The sequence below is a fragment of the Desulfobacterales bacterium genome (assembly GCA_034520365.1).
GTDB lineage: Bacteria > Desulfobacterota > Desulfobacteria > Desulfobacterales > Desulfosalsimonadaceae > M55B175.
In genome coordinates this window covers 967,091-986,267 of the sequence record JAXHNP010000006.1, presented here as the reverse complement: position 1 = coordinate 986,267, position 19,177 = coordinate 967,091, and the positions used below count along the sequence as shown (strand labels likewise).

The window sequence follows — 19,177 nt, the reverse complement described above, 5'->3', positions numbered from 1 at the left end:
GTGAAACGGTTTAATACCCGATGCTGCTGGCTGCGGTCTGGGCCAGTTCAATCAGGTGATGGGGGTAAATGCCGCCCAGGATCATGACAAGAATCAGTCCCACAGCCAGGACTTGAAGAGACGCTGAAACATTAATCGGCGCGGCATCGCCCGAAGCTTTGGTAAAATACGCGGCTTTGATCACCAGAAGGTAGTAGTAAAGCGAAATCACCACATTGACCATGGCCACAAGAACCAGCCACAGGAGCCCGGTTTTCATGGCCGCGGTAAAGACCAGGAGTTTTGCCGTAAACCCTATGGTCGGCGGAATGCCGGCCAGACCGAAAAGCGCCAGCATAAGGGCCAGGGCCAGCATGGGCGCCCGCTGATGAAGACCCGCCAGATCGCTTATCGAAATATTTCCCCCGTTGTTTGATGCCTTTACCACCACCATGAAACAAACAAATTTCATGATCATAAGCGACAACGCGTAGAATACGGCGCTGGATATTCCCAGCGCGTTCATGCTCAGGATGCCGATCATCACGTAGCCCGCATGGGCGACACTGGAGAAGGCCAGCAGCCGTTTCAGGTCTTTCTGCACCACGGCGGCCAGGTTGCCGATGGTCATCGACGCGATCGATAAAACGATCAGAAACCAGGCCAGCTGCTCACTTCCGCCGCTTAAGGAGATCAACCGAAGCAAAACCGCGATGGCCGCAGCTTTTGAGACCGTGGCCATATAGGCTGCGACCTGGTGCGGCGCCCCTTCATAGGCATCCGGCGCCCAAAAGTGAAAGGGAAACAGGGCGAGCTTAAAAAAGAAGCCGCTTAAAGACAGGATAAACCCGATCAGCACCACCGGCTCGTTCATTCGGGTAGGCAGCTCCTGCATCAAATCAATCAGATAGCCGGACTGGCCGGTCCCGTAAAGCAGGGCAAATCCGAAGAGCATGACCGCAGAGGCCGTGGCGCCGATGATAAAATACTTGATCGCCGACTCGATCCCCTTTTCATAGCCTTTTCTGAGATAGACCAGGATATAGAGGCTGTAGCTGGATAGCTCCAGGGCGATGTAGAGGGGCAGCAGATGCACACAGCTGACCAGGAGCATCAGGGCCAGGGTGCAGAGGGTAATCAGCAGGTAGAATTCGCTGTGCCGGCGGGCTTCGACCCCGTCAAGCCTTTCGCACAGGCAGACCACCAGAAAAAAGCCCATGTACAGCAGGCACTTGAACACCTGCGAAAACGCGTCCACCTGATAGGTGCCGGCAAATAATATGCCCCGGCTGCCGACCCAGACCACGCAAAGTACAAGCCCCACCGCGGAGAGAATAAACGCCAGGCGGAAATCCCGGCGGGCATTATCCGATGCCAGGGACAGGGCGAAAAAAACACCGGCTGCAATCAGGGTATAGAGTTCAGGCACAAATACAATCATGGCAATCCGCTTATCAGGAACATGGCGCTGGTTTGAATGGTATCATACATTAAAAAAGGCATCAGGCCGAAAATCACAATCGCCGCCACCAGGATCATCCGGGGGATTCCCAGCCCGAAGGAGACATCCGGCAGATCCGCGAACTTTTCGTTGGCCGGGCCGAAAATCGCGTGCTGCACCACCCGCAGGATAAACAGGGCACTTACGACCAGGGCGCTTACCGCAACAACCCCGTAGACCGGATAGACCTTAAATGCTGCGATAAAGACCATAAGCTCCGCCCAGAAGCTTGCGAGACAGGGCACGCCGATGCCGGTTAACGCGGCCACCACGAAGTAGCCCGAGGCCACCGGCATCTGTCTGGCCAATCCCCCCAAATCCGCAATCGCCTTGGTATGCGTCCTGTCATAAATATAGCCCACCGAAGAAAAGAAAAGGGCCGTCATAACGCCGTGGGCAAACATCTGAAAAACCGCGCCGTTCATCCCGTCCACACTGACCGTGGCCAGCCCCAGGACCACAATCCCCATATGCGAGACGCTGGAATAGCCGATCACATATTTTAAATCCGTCTGCCGCAGGCCGGCCAAAGCGCCGTAGATGATCCCGATGGTCGCCAGAAAGCCCATTAAGGGCGCCCAGAACTGCCACCCTTCCGGGCAGAGAAAAATGCCGACCCGGAGGATGCCAAAGGCCCCGATTTTCATTAAAACCCCGGCATGCAGCATGCTGACCGCCGTGGGCGCCGCCACGTGGCCCACCGGCGACCAGGTGTGAAACGGCCAGACACCGGCGAGGATGCCGAACCCGATGAAGAACAGCAGAAACGCCAGCTTCTGCTGAAACGGGGTAAACTCGGCCATATTGGCCAGCATGGGCAGCGAAAAGGTCCCCAGCCCGGATTCCGCCACCAGATAGATCAGACCGGGCAGGATCAGGGCGCTGCCGAATAAAAGGTAGAGCATGAGTTTCATGGCCGCGTATTCGCGCCGGGTGCTGCCCCAGACGATGATCAGCAGATACATGGGAAACAGCGACACGTCATACCAGATAAAGATGAAGAAGAGGTCTAAGGCCATGAACATGCCGAAAACCCCGGTCACAAGCATGATAAAGAGCGCAAAGAACTCCTTTACCCGGGTTTCCAGCTCCCACATGGTGAGCACACCGGTAAAATAGACGAGCCCGGTTAAAAGGAGAAGCGGCACGCTGAACCCGTCCACCCCGTTTAAATAGGTAATGCCCAGGGCCGGGATCCAATCGATCTGTTCGACAAACTGGAACCCGCTAAGGGTTTTGTCGTAAGCTGCAAATACGTAAATTGAAAGCAGCAGGGTGACAAAGCCGCTGGCTGCGCTGACCCACTTGATGACCGATTTCTGGTCCTCCGGCAAAAGCAGCACCAGGATCAGGCCGATCACACAGGCGATCAGAATCAGGCTTAAAAACGGAAATTGGGCGGCATGCAGTTCCAGCATCGGATCATCCAACCATCAGCATAATCAGGGTTAAACCGAATATCACGGCGAACACCACCATGAGCTTTCGTTGAATCAGCATCTGGTGCCAGCCGGCGATGCTTTTGGCGCCGGTCACGATCCCGTTGCCCAGGGCATGGACGCTGCCGTCCACCACGTGATCGTCATTTTTCTGGCAGAGGGCGGCAATGCCTTTATCCAGGAGATTGTCCACGGCCCACCGGTACATGTGATCCAGGTACCAGCGCTCGGAAAACAGCCGGTAAAGCGGGGCTATCTTTTCAACAAACCCCATCTGGCTCGCCTGTTTGCGGCCGAATTCAAACCAGGCCAGGATAACGGCGGCAATCGCCAGACCAAGGGCCATAGGCAGAAGCCACACCGGCCCGTGCGCCGGACCGTGGCCGGGGATATCGATTAAAAAATCATGCAGGGGAACCTGGAAAAACCCAAGGACAACCGTAATTGCAGCCAAAACCACCAGGGGGGCGGCCATGAACCGATCCGCCGAAGATTTGTCATGGGCGGATGTATACGTATCTGCGGATTCAATAGATTTAGGAAACAAAATAATAAATATCAGCCGAAACGTGTAATAGGCGGTTAAAAACACCCCCAACAAGCCGGCCAGCAGCCACACCGGATTCTCAAGCCCGGCAAGACCCGCCATGATCGCCTCTTTGCTGAAAAACCCGGAAAACGGCCAGATCCCGGACAGCGCGGCCGCCCCGATCACCGTGCAGATAACGGGTATTTTCATCCGGCGCCCCCCGCCCCGGCCGATCACGAACATGTCATTGGAATGGTAATGGTGGATCAGGGCGCCCGCGCATAAAAACAAAAGCGCCTTGAATCCCGCATGGGTGATCAGGTGAAACATCCCGCCGAAATAGCCGCCCGCGCCAAGCCCCATAATCATAAACCCCAGCTGGCTGATGGTGGAATAGGCCCAGACCTGCTTGATGTCCCGGCTCACGATCGCCATGGTGGCGGCAAGCAGCATACTGATGGTGCCGATGGCCAGGGTAAAGCCCATGACAATGGCGGAGTGGCTGAAAAACGGGAACAGCCGGCCGTACAGAAAGACGCCTGCCGCCACCATGGTCGCTGAATGCAAAAGGGCGCTCACCGGTGTCGGGCCCTCCATGGCATCCGGAAGCCAGGTCAGAAGGGGAAACTGGGCGCTTTTGCCGATGATTCCCCCGAAAATCAAAAGTGCGGCCAATGCCCCTAAAAGGCTGTTTAAGCCGCCGGGCAGGACAATGCTGTTTAACTCCAGGATATTTGCCGTACCGCCCGCCGCCAGAAGCAGCAAAATGCCCAGGAAAAAGGCCAGGTCCCCGGTCCGGGTCATGATAAAGGCTTTCTTGCCCGCCTGGGTGGCGGAAAACTTCTCGTACCAGAATCCGATCAAAAAATAGGACGCAAGCCCCACCAGCTCCCAGAAAATGTAGAGCTGCAGCAGCATGGGCGAGAGCACCAGGGCGGTCATGGCCCAGGCGAAAAGCGACATAAAGCCGTAATACCTCGAAAACCCCGGATCGTTCGCCATATACCCCAGGGAATAGAACTGGACCAGAAAACAGATCACCGCCACCACCACGAGCATCAACAGGCTTAAGGGGTCCAGGAGGATGCCCAGGGGAATCACCATGTCGCCCGAAACCATCCAGTTTACCGTTGCCTGCATGGGGGTTGTCATTCCCCAATGCCGGATCAGAAGAAATACCGCGCAGACAAGGGATGCCGTCACCGCGGTTAAGGAGAGAGCGGCACTCGCCCGCGGCTTCTTTCGCAGCAGGATCATGATGGCGGCAAATGCGATCATCGGGCCGGCACTTGTGATGGCCGCCGCCCAGAGGCTTATCTGCGGTATGGGGTTATAGGGCATCAGGTTTCCTTTTTCATTCAAGCCGGCACGTGTTCGACTCAATACATTCCGGATCAACGGTGCCGGTCTGCCGGTAGATGCAGACAATGAGGGCCAGGCCGACGCTCACCTCGGCAGCGGCCACGGCCAGGACAAACAGGGCCATCACCTGCCCTTCCGCATGCTGTGCATGGAGGCTTGCCCCTACAAAAGCCACCGCCGCGGCATTTAGCATGATCTCAAGCCCCAGAAGAATCATGATCAGATTCTTTCGGGTGATCGTGCAAAGCATCCCGATTAAAAAAAGTATGGCCGCAAGCAGCATCACGTGGGTGTAGGGAACGATCATCCGCCGTCGCCTCCTTTGGTTTCTTCCCTGCGGCGGCCCCGGCTTAAGCCCAAGTGCAGAACACCGACCAGGGCCACCAGAAGCAGCAGCGATATCATTTCAATGGCCAGCCAATGCTGCCTGAAAAGGTGGTTGCCGAAATGCTTCGGCTGAACCAGAAGCGCCTGCATCGGCTCTTTGGCGGACGGCCCGGAAAATTTCATCAAAAGCACGCAGGCCAGAAAATAGATGCCGCAGATAACACCGGCGGCCGCCAGCTGGCCGATTGGCACGCCGCCGTCATCGGTCACCTCGACCTTAAGCATCATGACGATAAACAAAAACAGGACCATGATGGCGCCGGCATAGATAATGACCTCAAGCGCCCCCAGAAGCGGCGCGCCCAGCAGAAAAAACAGCACGGCGCTGCCGAAAAACGAGATCACCAGATACAGCACCGCATGCACCATGTTGCTCCGCGTCACCGCCATAGCGGTGGATAGGATCATGACCGCCGCGATCAGATAAAATAGTATGGCATAAATCGTCATGGCTTCGTTCATCCTATGGCATATTGGTCCTTGTGTTGACCGGCGGCTGCTCCGCCGCATGCTCGCCTTTTCCGTAAAGTTTTGTCACCACCCCGGCATGCTGATAGAAGTCATAATCCGGGTCTTTTCCGCCGTGATCCACCAGAAGATCTTCTTTTTCATAAACGATTTTTAAAATATCCCGGGTAATGTGCTCAAACTCCGGGGTCAGCTGGATAGCCGATGTGGGGCAGGCCTCTTCGCAGAGCCCGCAGTAGATGCACCGGCCGAAATTGATCCGGAACCAGGCGGCATAACGCCGGCCATGGTCATCTTCGGCCGCCTGCATGGATATGCAGTTCACCGGGCACACCCCGGAGCAGAGATAGCAGGCCACGCACCGCTCCCGGCCGTCCGGATCGCGGGTCAGGACTATCCTGGCCCGCGAGCGCTCCGGCAGCGGGCGCTTGTATTCCGGGTATTCCTCGGTAAAAGGCTTCCGGAACAGGTGCTTAGCTGTTGTGTAAAATCCCTGTGCCAGGGAGACGACAATGTCAATCAGTACATTCATTTATTCCTTTTCCCGTCTTACTCTTAATCTGGTTCTTTTGTTTTTAGATTAAGAGTAAGATTAAGAGTAAGATTAAGACGAAAAGCCCACGATAAACGCCCCGGTGATCAAAATATTTATCAGGGCCGCCGGAATCAGAACCTTCCAGCCCAGCTCCATCAGCTGGTCATAGCGCAGCCGGGGCAGCGTCGCCCGCACCCAGATCATGACAACCGAGACGATGATAATCTTAATCAGCAGCCATATGGGTCCCGGCAGGATCGGGCCGTGCCAGCCGCCTAAGAAAAATACCGCCATCAGGGCCCCCATCACCTGCATGTGCACATACTCGCCCAGAAAAAACAGGCCGAACCGCATGCCGCTGTATTCCGTGTGATAGCCCGCGCCCAGCTCGGTTTCCGCCTCGGGCAGATCAAAGGGAATCCGCTTGCTCTCCGCCATGGCGCTTAAAAGAAAAATGACAAACGCCAGGGGCTGAACCAGGATAAAGGGCAGTTCATCCTGGGCGCTCACAATATCCACCAGGCTGAAAGAGCCGGCCAGCATGACCACCGGGATGATGGACAAGCCCAGGGCCAGTTCATAGCTGATCATCTGTGCGGCCCCGCGAATGCCGCCCAGCAGCGCAAACTTGGAGTTCGAGGCCCACCCCCCCAGCGCCACGCCGTAGACGCTAAGCGAAGACAGGGCAAACACGTAAAGGACCCCCACATTGATATCGCTTATCACCATGGGGACCTTTCTGCCGAACAGGGTGATTTCCGGTCCGAACGGCACCACGGCAAACATCATCAGGGCGGTAACCGCCACAATCACCGGCGCCAGGTGAAAAATGACACGCTCGGCGCCGTCATGCATGACATCTTCTTTTAAGATCAGCTTGATCGAGTCGGCAATGGGCTGGAGGATACCGAAGATTCCCACCCGGTTCGGGCCGGGCCGTACCTGGAATCGGCCCAGAAGTTTCCGCTCCACCAGCACCAGGTAGGCCGCCAGCAGCAGAACCACTGTCAGCACCAGGCTGATTTTGGCGATCAAAATCCCGTATCCGACCAACCAGACCCACATGGCTCAGGATTTCCCCGTTACCTTAATGTTGTCTTTTGTTAACCGAACGCTTGCGGCATTATCCAGCTGCTGCCAGAAAAGAGGCTTAACCCGCGGCATGGTCATCACCCCGGACGGTATCCCGGCGGCTACACGAACGCTTGCTGCCACGGATTCATATTTAAGTTCAACCAGCACAGAGACCCCTTCTGCAAAGCCCAGATCATGCGCATCTTTTTCAGACATCCATATTTCCGATGATTTCTCAAGCGGCTGCAAACAGGCGGACAGGTTTGACAGCGGCTCATCTCCGAAAAGGGAAGCCACCATATGTAGGGTATATGCCGAATCGGTTTGGCCCCCTGTTTCCATATCTCCAGACGCCGTTTCGGTCACAGGCATCTGCCGGCCGGAAAAAAGCCGGCTGCCGGTTTCCTGAATATCCGCCAAAGCGGGTTCCGCATTGCCCATCTCCCGGATCAGATCCTCCCGGGAACCCGGCGCCAAAAGCCCCTGCCATATTCTCAGCACCCGCCAGGCCGCCGGCACATCACCGCCCGGAATATCCGGTTCAAAGGTGCGCGGCGGATGATCGCCGCCGCCTGTCATGGCAACAGGGATGCCGCCGGCATGGGCGGGATTCGTCTTCTGCACCCGGCCCTCCGGGTTGATGTAGATGCCGCCGGCTTCGTAAATGGATTGGGTGGGAATACGGATATGGGCCCGCTGAAACAAATCCGAATTGAGATGATCAAGCGCCACAAACAATTCAAGGCGGTCCAGGGCGGCGGACAGGCGCAGCCTGTCATAGAAGCGGTCCCATATATCGCTTTCCACCGCCACCAGTGCTTTTATCTGGCCGGCCTCAATGCTTTCAATCAATTCCTCCAGGCTTTTGCCGCCTTCATCCAGAAGCGCGGCCCCATAGCTGTTTGAGCGGGGCATCACATTGAAAACCCCGGCCGGTCTGCCCGACTGATAAAGATCTTCGGCCATTTCAGTGCATGCTTGAATCACCCGCGGGATAGTAAGCTCCGTCCCGCAGATGATAACCGGTTTCTCGCTTTTTGAAAGCGCATCCGCCGCCTTTTCCAAGGCCCGCTCTGCCGATTCGGACAAAACCAATGAATCATTGTCGCCCGGGCCGCCTGTCAGCAGCTCCTTTAAACGGGCTACAAATAATGCCATTTCCTGCGGCCGGGTCGGGATATGTGTAAATTGAAGCGGCCAGTCCAGGGGCCGGGGGTCCAGGGCCGCCACAAAAGCCCCCTTTCGGGCTGCCTGCCGCATGGAAAGGGCAAGCATGGGGGCTTCGGTCAACACATCCGTGCCAACCGCCACAATACAATCAGACGCTTCAATCTCCTGCATGGATACGGCCAGGTGCGGCTTTAATCCGAACACCGCGGTTTTGACCACTCGGCCGTGCCGCCTGTCCGGCCAGTAAACCGGCCCCTGCCAGCCTTTTTCCATGCAAAGCGATTTTAAGGCAAACAATGTTTCCAGGCTGCTGCGTCCGGAACCCACCGCAGCCACAGCCTGAGCCCCGTGCTGCTCACTGATGCGGTCAAGCGCTGCCAATGCTCCGTTTACCGCCTGGTCAGGCGCCGTCGATTGATTGTCGATCACCCCTTTCCTGGGCCGGTCAGAAAGATTGGCATAATAGAATCCGTATCTCCCCCGGTCACAGATAAAATGGCCGTTCACAGATTCATTAAACCGGGCTTCATGGCGGACGATGGCCCGATACCGGGCGGAAACCGTGATATGGCACCCCAGGCTGCAATGGATGCAAATCCCCGGGGTCCGCTCAAAATCCCAGCGCCGGCCGGTGTATCGCGACGGTTTATCCGTATACACGCCGGTCGGACAGATGTCGATCAAGTTTCCGGCAAACGGGCTTTCAAGGATGCCGTCCGTGAATCGGCCGAAATAGACGCGGGAGGCGACGCCCATGGCACCCAGATCCCGATACCCGGCATATTCCTGATAAAACCGGGAGCAGCGGTAACACTGGATGCAGCGGTTCATCTCATGCCGAATCAGGGGGCCCAGATACTGATCCGGATAGGTCCGCTTTTCGCCATTGAAACGCCGGATACTATGGCCGCCGGCCACTGTTAAATCCTGAAGCAGGCAGTGCCCGCCCTCGTCGCATACCGGGCAGTCGTGCGGGTGGTTTAACATCAGCCACTCAATCACATACCTGCGAAAATCCACCGCTTCGGGATCATCGGTTGAGACCTTCATCCCATCCAAACAATCGATCATACAGCTCATCTGGATGCCGGAGAGCCGGCCCGCGTTTTCGATTTTTACCGCGCACACCCGGCAGGCGCCCACCGATCCCAACGCCGGGTGATAGCAGAAACGGGGGATCATAATGCCCAGCTGTTCGGCGGCATCAATAATCTTGGTGCCTTCAGGCACCTCGATTTCCCGGTTGTCTATAGTGAGTTTGGGCATAAATTAGAGTAAGATTAAGATTAAGACGATTTAAATGGACACGCCTTTTTTTCAATATGTTCGTTCACTTCATCGGCAAAATGCTCAAGCAGGCTTTCCACGGGCGCGGCCGCACCCGGCGCAAATGCGCAGTAAGCCCTGGGCAGGTGATCGCACATCTCCTTTAACCTATCCACAAACGCGGGCTCGCCCTGCCCGTTTTCAATGCGCTGCAGAAGATCCCGGATATATGGCAGCCCCTCCCGGCACGGGGTGCACCAACCGCAGGATTCCCGGACAAAAAACGCGATCATATTAAGCGTGGCCCCCACCAGACAGGTATTCTGATCAAACACGATGATCGCACCGGTGCCCAGCCGGTATCCCGCATCTTCCAGGGACTTAAAATCCATGACCGCATGATACATGGACGCCGGCATGAACTGGGTGGAGGTTCCGCCCGGCAGACAGGCCTTGAACTCGGATCCCTCGCACATGCCGCCCGCATAGTCCTCAATAATTTCTGAGAGCTTGATCCCCATGGGCAGCTCGTAGCAGCCCGGCCGGCGCACCCGGCCGGATATGGAAAAAATTTTTGTACCCGCCCCTTCCGGTGTTAATGCGAGAGACCGGAACCAGTCCGCCCCGTTTTGGATGACGTGGGGCACGCAGCACAGGGTCTCCACGTTCTGCACCAGCGTGGGCAGCTGCCAGAGACCTTTGAACGTGGGAAACGGGGGCGGCTTCCTCGGGTTCGGGCGCTTACCTTCCAGGGCGTTTAATATGGCGGTCCCCTCGCCGCAGATGTATCGGCCGCCGCTTCGGTGAACCACGATGTCGAAATCAAACCCGGTGTGCATGATAGCTTTTCCCAGAAACCCGGCCTGCCGGGCATTTTCCACCTCCCGGGAAAGAATCCGGGCGGCGTTTTCATATTCCGGCCGGATAAAAATCAGGCCGTGCGCCGCCCCCATGGCGCATCCCGCAATCACCATCCCCTCGATCAGCTGATGGGGGTCGGCATGGATCATGACCCGGTCCTTGAATGTGCCCGGTTCCATCTCGTCGGCATTGCAGACCACGTACCGCGGGTACGGGGCGTTCTCAAGCACGGTGGAGAGCTTCTGGCCCATGGGAAAGGCGGCCCCGCCGCGGCCCAAAAGGCCGGCATCCATCAATATATCCTGTATCGACTGATGGGTCTCATCCTTTAATGCCCGGACCATCGCCTCGTATCCCCCGCCCTCGCGATACTCTTCCAGGGTCGTTATCCGGTCGGGCTTTCGATTTTTTAATAGCACCTGCGGATGCATTTATTCTTCCGAGCTCAATTCATCGATAATTGCGTCAATCTTTTCCGGGGTCAAAAATCCGTAGACTCGTTTATTTACCATCATGGCCGGGGCCCGGTCGCAGTAACCCAGGCAGCAGGCCGGCAGCAGGGTAAACCGGCCGTCCGGCGTGGTTTCCCCCATTTCAATGCCAAGCGTTTGGCAAAGATAGTCGCGCAGGGGAATGTAGCCTTCCATCCAGCAGACCACGCTGTCACAGATGTGGATGACATATCTGCCCACCGGCTCCCGGTAAATATAGTTATAAAAGGTGGCCAGCTCTTCGATTTCAAGCGGCGTCATGTCAAGCATTCCGGCCGCAATCGCCACCGCCTCGTCGCTTAAATAGCCGTAAGCCGCCTGGCAGGCCATCATCACGTCAACCACCAGCTCCTTCGGGTGATCGGCCTCGGCAATCCGGCGTTCGAGTTCGGTTTTAACAGCGCTCGGCAGCATCTTCACCCTCACCTGTCCAGATCCGGCAGTGTATAGTCCGTTGTTCCCAGAACCGAAATCAAGTCCGCGATGGTCTCCCCCCTGGACATGATCGGAAACACCTGCACGTTGGTAAAGCTTGGGCCCCGGATCCGCATGCGGTAGGCCGCGCCCAGGCCGTCGCTCACCACGTAGTAGCCCTGCTCCCCACGGGGGATTTCACAGGCCATATAGGACTCGCCCCGCGGGATCTTGGGCCCGCGCGTGACATTGATGAAATGATGGATCAGGCTTTCAATGTCTTGTAACATGTCTTTTCTTTTGGGCACGCTGTAGCGATAATCATCGGTCACATACCGGCCATCCGGCATATGATCGATCACCTGCCGGATGATGCGCACGCTCTGGCGCATCTCCTCGATCCGAAGCCGGTAGCGCGCGTGGCCGTCGCCTTCCGTATCCGTGGGCACCTCAAAGTCAAACTGGCCGTACGCCGAATACGGCATCTTTTTCCGCAAATCCCAGTCCACCCCTGTGGCCCGCAGGTTCGGGCCGGTTACCCCCCAGTCAATGGCATCTTTCCGGGAAAGCCGCCCGATGCCCTTTAGCCTGGCCTTAAAAATCGGGTTTTTGATGGTCAATGCCTCGTAATCTTTGATCCGTTTGGGGAAGTCCCTTAAAAACGCCTCGATCGGCTCCTTCCAACCGGCCGGCATGTCCGCGGCCACGCCGCCGGGCCGGAACCAGGACGGATGCAGCCGGGCGCCGGAGATCATCTCCACGATATCCAGGACCTTCTCCCGATCCCGAAAGGTATAAAAATTGGGGGTCATCGCGCCCAGGTCGTGGCCGCAGATGCCCAGAAATGCCAGATGGTTGCTGATGCGAAAGAGCTCGCTCATCAAGACCCGGATGTATTCGGCCCGCTCCGGGACCTTGATGCCCGCCAGCTGCTCAACTGCCATCACATACGGGAGGTTGTTGGCCGCGCCCGCCATGTAATCCACCCGGTCCGTATAGGGAATAAACTGCAGCCAGGTCTGACGCTCCCCCAGCTTTTCAACAGAACGGTGGTGATAGCCCACATCCAGGTCCAGGCCGGTGATGGTCTCGCTCTCAAGTTTGACAATCAGGCGCAGGAGGCCGTGCGTGGCCGTGTGATGGGGCCCCATATTGAGAATCAGCGCCTCCTCGTCCGCCGCCGGATCAAAATATTCCTCTCCGCCCCATGGCTGTAATTCCCGGGCCTGCTTTTCCGTGTACGGCGGCATTTCATTGGCGCGGCCCGGGTGGGATTTGCGCAACGGATGACCCTCCCAGTCCGGCGGCATGATAAGCCGCCGGAGATGGGGATGATCGGGGAAATTGATTCCGAACATGTCGTAGATTTCGCGCTCATACCAGTTGGCGGAAGGCCAAAGGCCGCTGATGCTCGGGGCATCCGGGGATTCGCCGGAAAGCGGCACCTTGACCCGCATACGGGTGGCCGGCTCAAAGGCGGTCAGGTGATAGACCAGGGTAAAATCCGGGTACTGATCCCGATTGCGCCGGGCGGACTCGTCTATGGCGGTATAATCCTCCAGCCGCTCGAATCGGGTCGGGGCCTCGTGTTTGAGGAAGGAGAGGACGTCATTGACGCGCTCCGGCATCGTGTGAATGGTCAGCATATCGGATGTGGTGTCCGCAGGCCTTACCGCATCGCCGAACCGATTTTTAAGCCCTGCCGCCAAATCTTTTGCTGCCGGTCCAAGTTCTATGGAATTGGCCGGTGGCGACCACATGAGGTCTGAGCGGCTGTCAAAGAAATCCGGCGGGGTCACCGAAGTGCCGCGAATGGGGATGCCGTTCATGCCCGGCCCCCGGGTATCCCGGGACTTGGTCTGTCCATCCACCAGCACCGGAGAGGTGCTTCCCTGGTCACCGCCGGCTACATGAAAATTCGGGCGGGTGGGCTGCTCGCCCTTAATCTTTTTTTGCAGCTCCATCAGGCCGGCCAATACCGCTTCGGGCCGCGGCGGGCAGCCCGGGATATAGACATCTACGGGCAGGATCTGGTTAACGCCCTGCACCACACTGTAAACGTCGTACATGCCGCCCGTGTTTGAGCAGGAGCCCATGGAAATAACCCATTTGGGCTCGGCCATCTGCTCATAGAGTCGCAGGACCACCGGCGCAATCTTTTTAAACACCGTGCCGGAGACGATCATCAGATCCGCCTGCCGGGGGGAAAGCCGCAGGACTTCCGCACCGAAACGGGCGATATCATAGCGCGGGGTGAGGACCGTGGCCTCCTCCACAAAGCAGCAGGACAGGCCGAAATACATGGGCCAGAGGCTGTTGGCATGGGCCCAGTTAATCACCGGATCCAGCAGCTTCGGGAAAAACCCTATCTGATCCGCGTTTTTCCGTGCCAATCAAGGCCTCCTTTACGCCAGACGTAGATCAATCCGAGGATGAGCACAAAGATAAAAAAGGCCATCTGCAGCCATCCCTTCCACCCCATTGACTTGCAGGCCACCGCCCATGAGAAAATAAACGCGCCCTCCACATCAAAGAGCAGAAAAAAAATGGCCACCAGGAAAAACGGGACCGGGTAGCGCAGCCGGGCGGTGCCCGTGGGGATGATGCCGCTCTCATAGGGGCGCTGCTTGTCGGGGTTGCGCTTTTTCTCCCCCAGCCAGCGGGTCAATAGAAGCATCAGCGCCATCAACACAAGAATGGCCAGGGTAAAGCTTACCAGACTGAACACGCCCGGCACCCATGGCGAGACAATATGCTCGGTAATGACAGGATCCATAATCTATATTTGGCTCATCCTGATGAATTCAAAGCCTGTGGAAGTTTAAAACCTATAACCACCAGCGGATAGCCGATGAAATCCGCTTCTAGTTCCTGTTATTATTTGTTTTAATCAGTATAAGCACAGGAGGCAGATATTGCAAAAAATCTCCGGGGGGGGAAGAGATCAGGCGGGGTGGGTTGGCCGTAAGCGCAATCCACTGGTAAAAAGCGGTTTATGCCGCCGCGGCGGTATTTTTGCAGAAAGTAACTCTCTGTTCGTACGATCGATTCCTTAGAGGTATTCCCCCCGGGCTGCCGCCCGGGACCGAACGTATAAATAACTTTAAAGGCACTGAGGCACGGTAAATTTGTTCTATTTATTTTTCAGGCGGGCACGGTGGCCCGCCCTACGAATGGGGAAAAACCCGATTCATCGTAGGGTCGGCCACCGTGCCGACCATAAATTCTTGATTTCATTAACCTAATACCTAATACCCAAATCCTAATACCCGTGAAGTTACTTAGAAGGCGATTACAGCTTGCCGCGCTCTTGGGCAATGCGGATATAGGTTTCCATGCCAGTCTCGGGCGGCAGATAGAGGGCATCCTCGGATTTTGTGGCCGAAGACCCGGTGGCCATGTCATCCAGGCGCTGCCTGAGCTGTTCATAAATAGTTTCCAATTTTTTTCTCCTAAAATTAAACTTATTGCCATGAGATTACTGGCTCATTCCGCAGCGGCAAACGGTGATACTTGTATTTGGGATACCCGACCATCACCGCGCCATAGCACACATGCCCTTCAGGCAAGCCAAGGGCTTTTTTCATCTCCGGCCAGTACATGGCCGCGCTATTGTAGAATCCGGCCCAGCAGGTGCCAAGGCCAAGTGACGGCGCGGCCAGCTCCAGATAGGAGAGAGCGATCACACAGGCGTTCGGCGCCATGGGATTGTCTTTATGGCCGTGGGCGACAATCACATGGGGCGCCCCCCGGCAGACCGTATCGATCCCCATTTCCCAGGCGCCGACCACCATGTCCAGATGCATCATATCGGCCATTTCCGGATGCTCCTTAATCATATACCGCATCCAGTCGATTACCACCCCGATCTGCTTTTGCAGGGTTTCCGTATCATGGACCACATGCCAGTGCACTGGCTGGGTATTATGGCCGGAAGGCGCATATGCGGCAATTTCGATTAATTTGGAAAGCGTCTGCCTGTCCACCGGCTTATCCTTATACGTGCGAATGGATCGCCTGGATCGCAGGAAATGCTCTGCCTGCTCAGAATCCAGCAGCCATTCCTTTTTAACCGGCGGGCAGTCCTCAGGCCTCATGCTCTCGTGCGACAGGGCGCCCGTCGGGCAGACGGCCACGCAGTGGCCGCAGTGGATGCAGAGCTGATCCGCACCTTTTACCGGCTTGGGCACAGAATCCTTATCTTTTAAAGAAATAATTTTAATCGGGCACTCATCGACGCATATACCGTCTTGATTGCATTTGTCCGGATCAACTTCAAATAATGGCATAATATAGCTCCAGAATTGATGGTTTTTAAAAATTTATTTGTATATCTGCCCACTTGTTTTGATATTCTTATAGGCGACATGGAGGTGAGTCAACAAAAAAACGAGCGATCGCTCGTTTTTTTTTATAAAGACAGGGATAAACCGCTTTCTAAGGAACGGTAGCGATGTCCTTTGGTTAAGCCATTGCCGGTGTTTGCCCAAGAGGCCATTTGGGGCGTCTTGGAGATAGCTCTTGGCGAAGCGCCGCCGAAGCGAGCTGTTGTTTGAGCCCGTCAGGGCGAGTTTTCAGGGAGCTGGCGGCGCAAGCCATAGAGATATCCCAAGTCGCCCCGGGCCTCGGGGAAATACCGGCAATGGCTTATAAATTAGATCATCGCCGGGCGGTACTTTATTTAGAGTAAAATTGATGGACTCGTAAAAAGTCGATTTTTAGACGGTTTGGATTGAGGGGGCGGGACAGAAAACTGCGGCGCCTCTTTCAAAACCCGGTTTTTAAGCGCATCAAAAACCTCGCCGCCCTCAACCGTGGCTGTCTCTTTGCCGCCGACCATATCCAGGTATACCTGGGTCTTTTTCATCTCCGCCGGGGCCAGATAGGCGTCAAAGAATTTCAGGGAATTTTCCTGCGGGTAGTAGGTGATGACCGGGCCGTACATGGTAACCCGCCCGTTGTCTTTGTGCACCCGGCCCAGAATCTTCATGCCCGGAAGGCGAATCGGAACCGGCGGCGGGGTAAAGGAAAGAATCTCCGCAAACAGGTCAAGTGTCTCCTCAACCTGCGCCGAAGCTTCATTCTTACAGGCGGTTCGGCCATCCGCCGCGATCTCCTGGATATCCGCCTCCGTATAGGTCAAATCAATATCTTGCAAACATTCCGCATGAATTCGGTCAAGGGTGTCCCCGCCCTTGGCGACCTTTACGTCCGCATCGCTCAATATCTTTTTCATATTGAAAATATTGACCATTTCCTTGATCATCGGATTTTTGCGCAGGAGCACATCTTTTAGCGTGGTGTGATACAGGGGCAGTTCGTTATCCAGAACCAGGATGTCGCCCTTTTCCGCCTGGGGGTCGGCCCGGTAAATTTCCATATCGCGCGCGGGCGTTGACTGGTATCCGGCTGTTTTCAACAGCGTCCGCATGGCTTCTTTGTCAATTTTTTTTCCGCTGCCGGATGCGCCCAGCGTCCGGTGAACCCGCTCCGCCAGGCGGTCAACGGCGATTTTCTGTTTAAGATTCTCTTTAAATGACATGGCCGCCCCCTTTTTGCCGAAAAACTGATATATGCCTATAGTTGAAGTATAATAGATTTTGAAAAAAGTTCAATTCAGGTATAGATTATCCCATGGATTCGCCATGACCAAAAAATTTTTAAAATTCATACTGTTTTTATCAACCTGGCTCCTTATGGCTGCGGCCTGGCCCGGCCACGCCTATGAAGTGTCCCTGACACCGGACAGCCGCCTGACAATCCGCGCACAGGATACATACTTACAAAAAATCCTTCAGGATATCGCCGAACAAGGGGTTCGGGTCCGTATCGACCCGAAAATCAATTTCCGCGTCACGGCCGCCTACGACAGAAAACCCATCCGCGAAGTCATGGACGCCATTCTGGGGGACACCAACCATGCCCTGATCTGGAGCGATTGCCCCGATTGTCCGGATGACAGCCCGGATGGCGGATACCGGCTTATCGAAATTCAGATATACGAGTCCGGGCATAGGGATCGGATGGCGCCCCTTAAGGATCCGAATTTCAATGTCGCCCGGGACCCCGAAACCGGCGCACTTTTTGTCCGGCATGAATTGCTGGTCAAACTGCAAAATGAGCAGCAGCTGCCCGAGCTTAAGGGCATTCTTTGCGAAGCCGGCGGGCGGATAGTCGGGAAAACGGAAAGCCGCATATACCGGATCAAGCTGCCCAAAGATGTTGATGAACTGGCACTTTTAGTCAAGCTCAAAGAAAAAACCGGGATTTCCGGCGCTGAACCCAATTATGCCTACCAGGCGCCCGCCCCGATTCGCGCCGCGCACCCCAAAATTGACCTGCCGGAGATCAGCAATAAGCGCCCGGCGGGCAACCAAGTGCCGGTCGCGGTGTTTGACAGCGGCCTTTCCCCGGAATTCCAGAATCAGGCCTATATTGTGGATGCCTTTAATGCTATGGATCCGGAAGCGCCGATAGACGACCACCTCGGCCACGGCACGCAGATGTCCATGCTGGCAGCCGGCGCGATCGACCCCATCGGCGGAACGGATGATTCCGGCACCGTTCCGGTGATTGCCATCCGGGGGTTTGATGCCAACGGCATAACCTCGAACTATACCCTGATGGAGGGGCTATCCCATGCCATGGAAAAAGGGGCCCGGGTGCTGAGTTTGAGCTGGCACTCGGAAACCCGGAGCGAATTTTTAAAGGGAATCCTTGCCGAGGCGACGGCCAAAGGGCTGACCATTGTGGCGGCGGCCGGCAACGAACCCACCGGAAAGGCGGTTTACCCGGCTGCCTATGAAAATGTGATCGGCGTCGGCGCCCTTCATCCCAGCGGCCAAAAATGGGAGAATTCCAATTTCGGCGATTTTGTCAGCTACCAGGCCCCGGGCTTTGCCAACATGCCGGTAGGCTATAACAGTGAGCCGGGCATTTACGCCGGCACGTCCATATCCACGGCCTACACCGCCAACCGAATCGCCGGCTACCTTTCTGACCACCCTTCGGCCGGTCAAAAAGAAATCCGGGAATTCTTAAGCCGCCATTGAATGGCCGAGCACGAGTACGAGTACGAGTACGCGCAAGAATTACGGCATGGCAGACAGTTTATTATAATCAATGGCCTTGGCATAGGCTTTGAGGTCCGCCTCTGACACATCGCGCCCCTCTATGGTCACCAGAAACCGGTTGGCCACAACCACATTGATATCCCCGCTTTTATTCTGGGTGTCGTACTTGACAATCGCCTTCTGTCGGCCGATTTTCTGCATTTTCCCGCCGTCGGACGCGGCAAGCATGGGATTTGAAAACATCATCATCATCCCCTGCATAATCGGGGAATCAGTAATAATCTTGATATCCACAGTGCTGTCTTCTTTGCTGTAGCTTCGCTCCGCAGATAAACCGCCGCCCATCATGGCCGCCCCCACCGCCTGGGAACTGGCGTCCCGGGCGGTCCATCCATCCAGGGGTTCGGGGAGCATAGACTCCAGTTCTTCCCCCTTTTTCTGCTGAATCAACTGGGAGGCGTAATTGAGGCTGCCCACCGCATCGGTATATGCACCCTCTTTATAATAATCAAGCGCCTCCTTAATTGAATCGGTAATATCATCCGCCCAGCAGGTTGCGGCAAAAAACATGAATCCCAAAATCAACGCCATAACTTTTACCCGCTCAACTCTCATCTTTTCTCTCCTT

Annotated in this window: 17 protein-coding genes; 1 reads left to right on the top strand and 16 read right to left on the bottom strand. The window is 56.0% G+C overall.

Annotated features, from left to right (window positions below; translation table 11 throughout):
- Positions 1 to 10: 10 nt before the first annotated feature.
- The 15 genes from U5L07_12425 to U5L07_12355 all read right to left on the bottom strand — a co-directional run bounded on the left by U5L07_12425 (position 11) and on the right by U5L07_12355 (position 17,018).
- Positions 11 to 1,420, bottom strand: a complete 1,410-nt coding sequence (locus tag U5L07_12425; GenBank protein ID MDZ7832550.1) for an NADH-quinone oxidoreductase subunit N — start codon at positions 1,418 to 1,420, stop codon at positions 11 to 13.
- Positions 1,417 to 2,898, bottom strand: a complete 1,482-nt coding sequence (locus U5L07_12420) for an NADH-quinone oxidoreductase subunit M (GenBank protein MDZ7832549.1) — start codon at positions 2,896 to 2,898, stop codon at positions 1,417 to 1,419. The genes U5L07_12425 and U5L07_12420 overlap by 4 nt, the downstream gene beginning before the upstream one ends.
- 4 nt (positions 2,899 to 2,902) lie before the next feature.
- Positions 2,903 to 4,789: an NADH-quinone oxidoreductase subunit L gene (locus U5L07_12415; protein MDZ7832548.1), complete on the bottom strand. Its 1,887-nt coding sequence runs from the start codon at positions 4,787 to 4,789 to the stop codon at positions 2,903 to 2,905.
- A 13-nt stretch (positions 4,790 to 4,802) separates the two neighbouring features.
- Entirely contained in the window at positions 4,803 to 5,117 is a 315-nt protein-coding gene (gene nuoK / locus U5L07_12410) for an NADH-quinone oxidoreductase subunit NuoK (protein ID MDZ7832547.1), read from the bottom strand.
- Positions 5,114 to 5,647, bottom strand: a complete 534-nt coding sequence (locus U5L07_12405) for an NADH-quinone oxidoreductase subunit J (GenBank protein ID MDZ7832546.1) — start codon at positions 5,645 to 5,647, stop codon at positions 5,114 to 5,116. The genes nuoK and U5L07_12405 overlap by 4 nt, the downstream gene beginning before the upstream one ends.
- A gap of 13 nt (positions 5,648 to 5,660) precedes the next feature.
- Positions 5,661 to 6,197: an NADH-quinone oxidoreductase subunit NuoI gene (nuoI, locus tag U5L07_12400; GenBank protein MDZ7832545.1), complete on the bottom strand. Its 537-nt coding sequence runs from the start codon at positions 6,195 to 6,197 to the stop codon at positions 5,661 to 5,663.
- A 72-nt stretch (positions 6,198 to 6,269) separates the two neighbouring features.
- Complete coding sequence (gene nuoH, locus U5L07_12395; GenBank protein ID MDZ7832544.1) at positions 6,270 to 7,265, bottom strand: NADH-quinone oxidoreductase subunit NuoH; 996 nt, start codon at positions 7,263 to 7,265, stop codon at positions 6,270 to 6,272.
- Between the two features lie 3 nt (positions 7,266 to 7,268).
- On the bottom strand, positions 7,269 to 9,710 hold the full coding sequence (gene nuoG, locus U5L07_12390) for an NADH-quinone oxidoreductase subunit NuoG (GenBank protein MDZ7832543.1): 2,442 nt from the start codon (positions 9,708 to 9,710) through the stop codon (positions 7,269 to 7,271).
- 20 nt (positions 9,711 to 9,730) lie between these two features.
- Positions 9,731 to 11,002 (bottom strand): NADH-ubiquinone oxidoreductase-F iron-sulfur binding region domain-containing protein, encoded by a 1,272-nt coding sequence (locus U5L07_12385; GenBank protein ID MDZ7832542.1) that lies wholly within the window; start codon positions 11,000 to 11,002, stop codon positions 9,731 to 9,733.
- On the bottom strand, positions 11,003 to 11,476 hold the full coding sequence (gene nuoE / locus U5L07_12380; GenBank protein MDZ7832541.1) for an NADH-quinone oxidoreductase subunit NuoE: 474 nt from the start codon (positions 11,474 to 11,476) through the stop codon (positions 11,003 to 11,005).
- Positions 11,477 to 11,484: 8 nt separating this feature from the next.
- On the bottom strand, positions 11,485 to 13,824 hold the full coding sequence (locus U5L07_12375) for an NADH-quinone oxidoreductase subunit B/C/D (GenBank protein MDZ7832540.1): 2,340 nt from the start codon (positions 13,822 to 13,824) through the stop codon (positions 11,485 to 11,487).
- Between the two features lie 17 nt (positions 13,825 to 13,841).
- A complete protein-coding gene (locus U5L07_12370; GenBank protein ID MDZ7832539.1) occupies positions 13,842 to 14,252 on the bottom strand; it encodes an NADH-quinone oxidoreductase subunit A in 411 nt (136 codons plus the stop codon).
- A gap of 516 nt (positions 14,253 to 14,768) precedes the next feature.
- The gene (locus tag U5L07_12365) at positions 14,769 to 14,918 is read right to left on the bottom strand and encodes a hypothetical protein (GenBank protein ID MDZ7832538.1); all 150 of its coding nucleotides are present in this window, start codon (positions 14,916 to 14,918) and stop codon (positions 14,769 to 14,771) included.
- A 22-nt stretch (positions 14,919 to 14,940) separates the two neighbouring features.
- On the bottom strand, positions 14,941 to 15,765 hold the full coding sequence (locus U5L07_12360; protein MDZ7832537.1) for a nitroreductase family protein: 825 nt from the start codon (positions 15,763 to 15,765) through the stop codon (positions 14,941 to 14,943).
- A 392-nt stretch (positions 15,766 to 16,157) separates the two neighbouring features.
- On the bottom strand, positions 16,158 to 17,018 hold the full coding sequence (locus tag U5L07_12355; protein MDZ7832536.1) for a hypothetical protein: 861 nt from the start codon (positions 17,016 to 17,018) through the stop codon (positions 16,158 to 16,160).
- Between the two features lie 103 nt (positions 17,019 to 17,121).
- On the opposite strand from U5L07_12355, the gene U5L07_12350 reads away from it, so the two are divergent.
- Positions 17,122 to 18,528: a S8 family serine peptidase gene (locus tag U5L07_12350; GenBank protein ID MDZ7832535.1), complete on the top strand. Its 1,407-nt coding sequence runs from the start codon at positions 17,122 to 17,124 to the stop codon at positions 18,526 to 18,528.
- 39 nt (positions 18,529 to 18,567) lie between these two features.
- On the opposite strand, the gene U5L07_12345 is transcribed toward U5L07_12350, so the two are convergent.
- Positions 18,568 to 19,164, bottom strand: a complete 597-nt coding sequence (locus tag U5L07_12345; protein ID MDZ7832534.1) for a hypothetical protein — start codon at positions 19,162 to 19,164, stop codon at positions 18,568 to 18,570.
- Positions 19,165 to 19,177: the final 13 nt, after the last annotated feature.

Excerpts from the sequence above, each read along its gene's own strand:
- U5L07_12420 (MDZ7832549.1), bottom strand. The coding sequence starts at position 2,898 with ATGCTGGAACTGCATGCCGCCCAATTTCCGTTTTTAAGCCTGATTCTG.
- U5L07_12385 (MDZ7832542.1), bottom strand. The coding sequence starts at position 11,002 with ATGCATCCGCAGGTGCTATTAAAAAATCGAAAGCCCGACCGGATAACG.
- nuoI (MDZ7832545.1), bottom strand. The coding sequence starts at position 6,197 with ATGAATGTACTGATTGACATTGTCGTCTCCCTGGCACAGGGATTTTAC.
- U5L07_12405 (MDZ7832546.1), bottom strand. The coding sequence starts at position 5,647 with ATGACGATTTATGCCATACTATTTTATCTGATCGCGGCGGTCATGATC.
- U5L07_12350 (MDZ7832535.1), top strand. The coding sequence starts at position 17,122 with ATGACCAAAAAATTTTTAAAATTCATACTGTTTTTATCAACCTGGCTC.
- nuoH (MDZ7832544.1), bottom strand. The coding sequence starts at position 7,265 with ATGTGGGTCTGGTTGGTCGGATACGGGATTTTGATCGCCAAAATCAGC.
- U5L07_12425 (MDZ7832550.1), bottom strand. The coding sequence starts at position 1,420 with ATGATTGTATTTGTGCCTGAACTCTATACCCTGATTGCAGCCGGTGTT.
- nuoE (MDZ7832541.1), bottom strand. The coding sequence starts at position 11,476 with ATGCTGCCGAGCGCTGTTAAAACCGAACTCGAACGCCGGATTGCCGAG.
- U5L07_12370 (MDZ7832539.1), bottom strand. The coding sequence starts at position 14,252 with ATGGATCCTGTCATTACCGAGCATATTGTCTCGCCATGGGTGCCGGGC.
- U5L07_12360 (MDZ7832537.1), bottom strand. The coding sequence starts at position 15,765 with ATGCCATTATTTGAAGTTGATCCGGACAAATGCAATCAAGACGGTATA.
- U5L07_12355 (MDZ7832536.1), bottom strand. The coding sequence starts at position 17,018 with ATGTCATTTAAAGAGAATCTTAAACAGAAAATCGCCGTTGACCGCCTG.
- U5L07_12415 (MDZ7832548.1), bottom strand. The coding sequence starts at position 4,789 with ATGCCCTATAACCCCATACCGCAGATAAGCCTCTGGGCGGCGGCCATC.
- nuoG (MDZ7832543.1), bottom strand. The coding sequence starts at position 9,710 with ATGCCCAAACTCACTATAGACAACCGGGAAATCGAGGTGCCTGAAGGC.
- nuoK (MDZ7832547.1), bottom strand. The coding sequence starts at position 5,117 with ATGATCGTTCCCTACACCCACGTGATGCTGCTTGCGGCCATACTTTTT.
- U5L07_12345 (MDZ7832534.1), bottom strand. The coding sequence starts at position 19,164 with ATGAGAGTTGAGCGGGTAAAAGTTATGGCGTTGATTTTGGGATTCATG.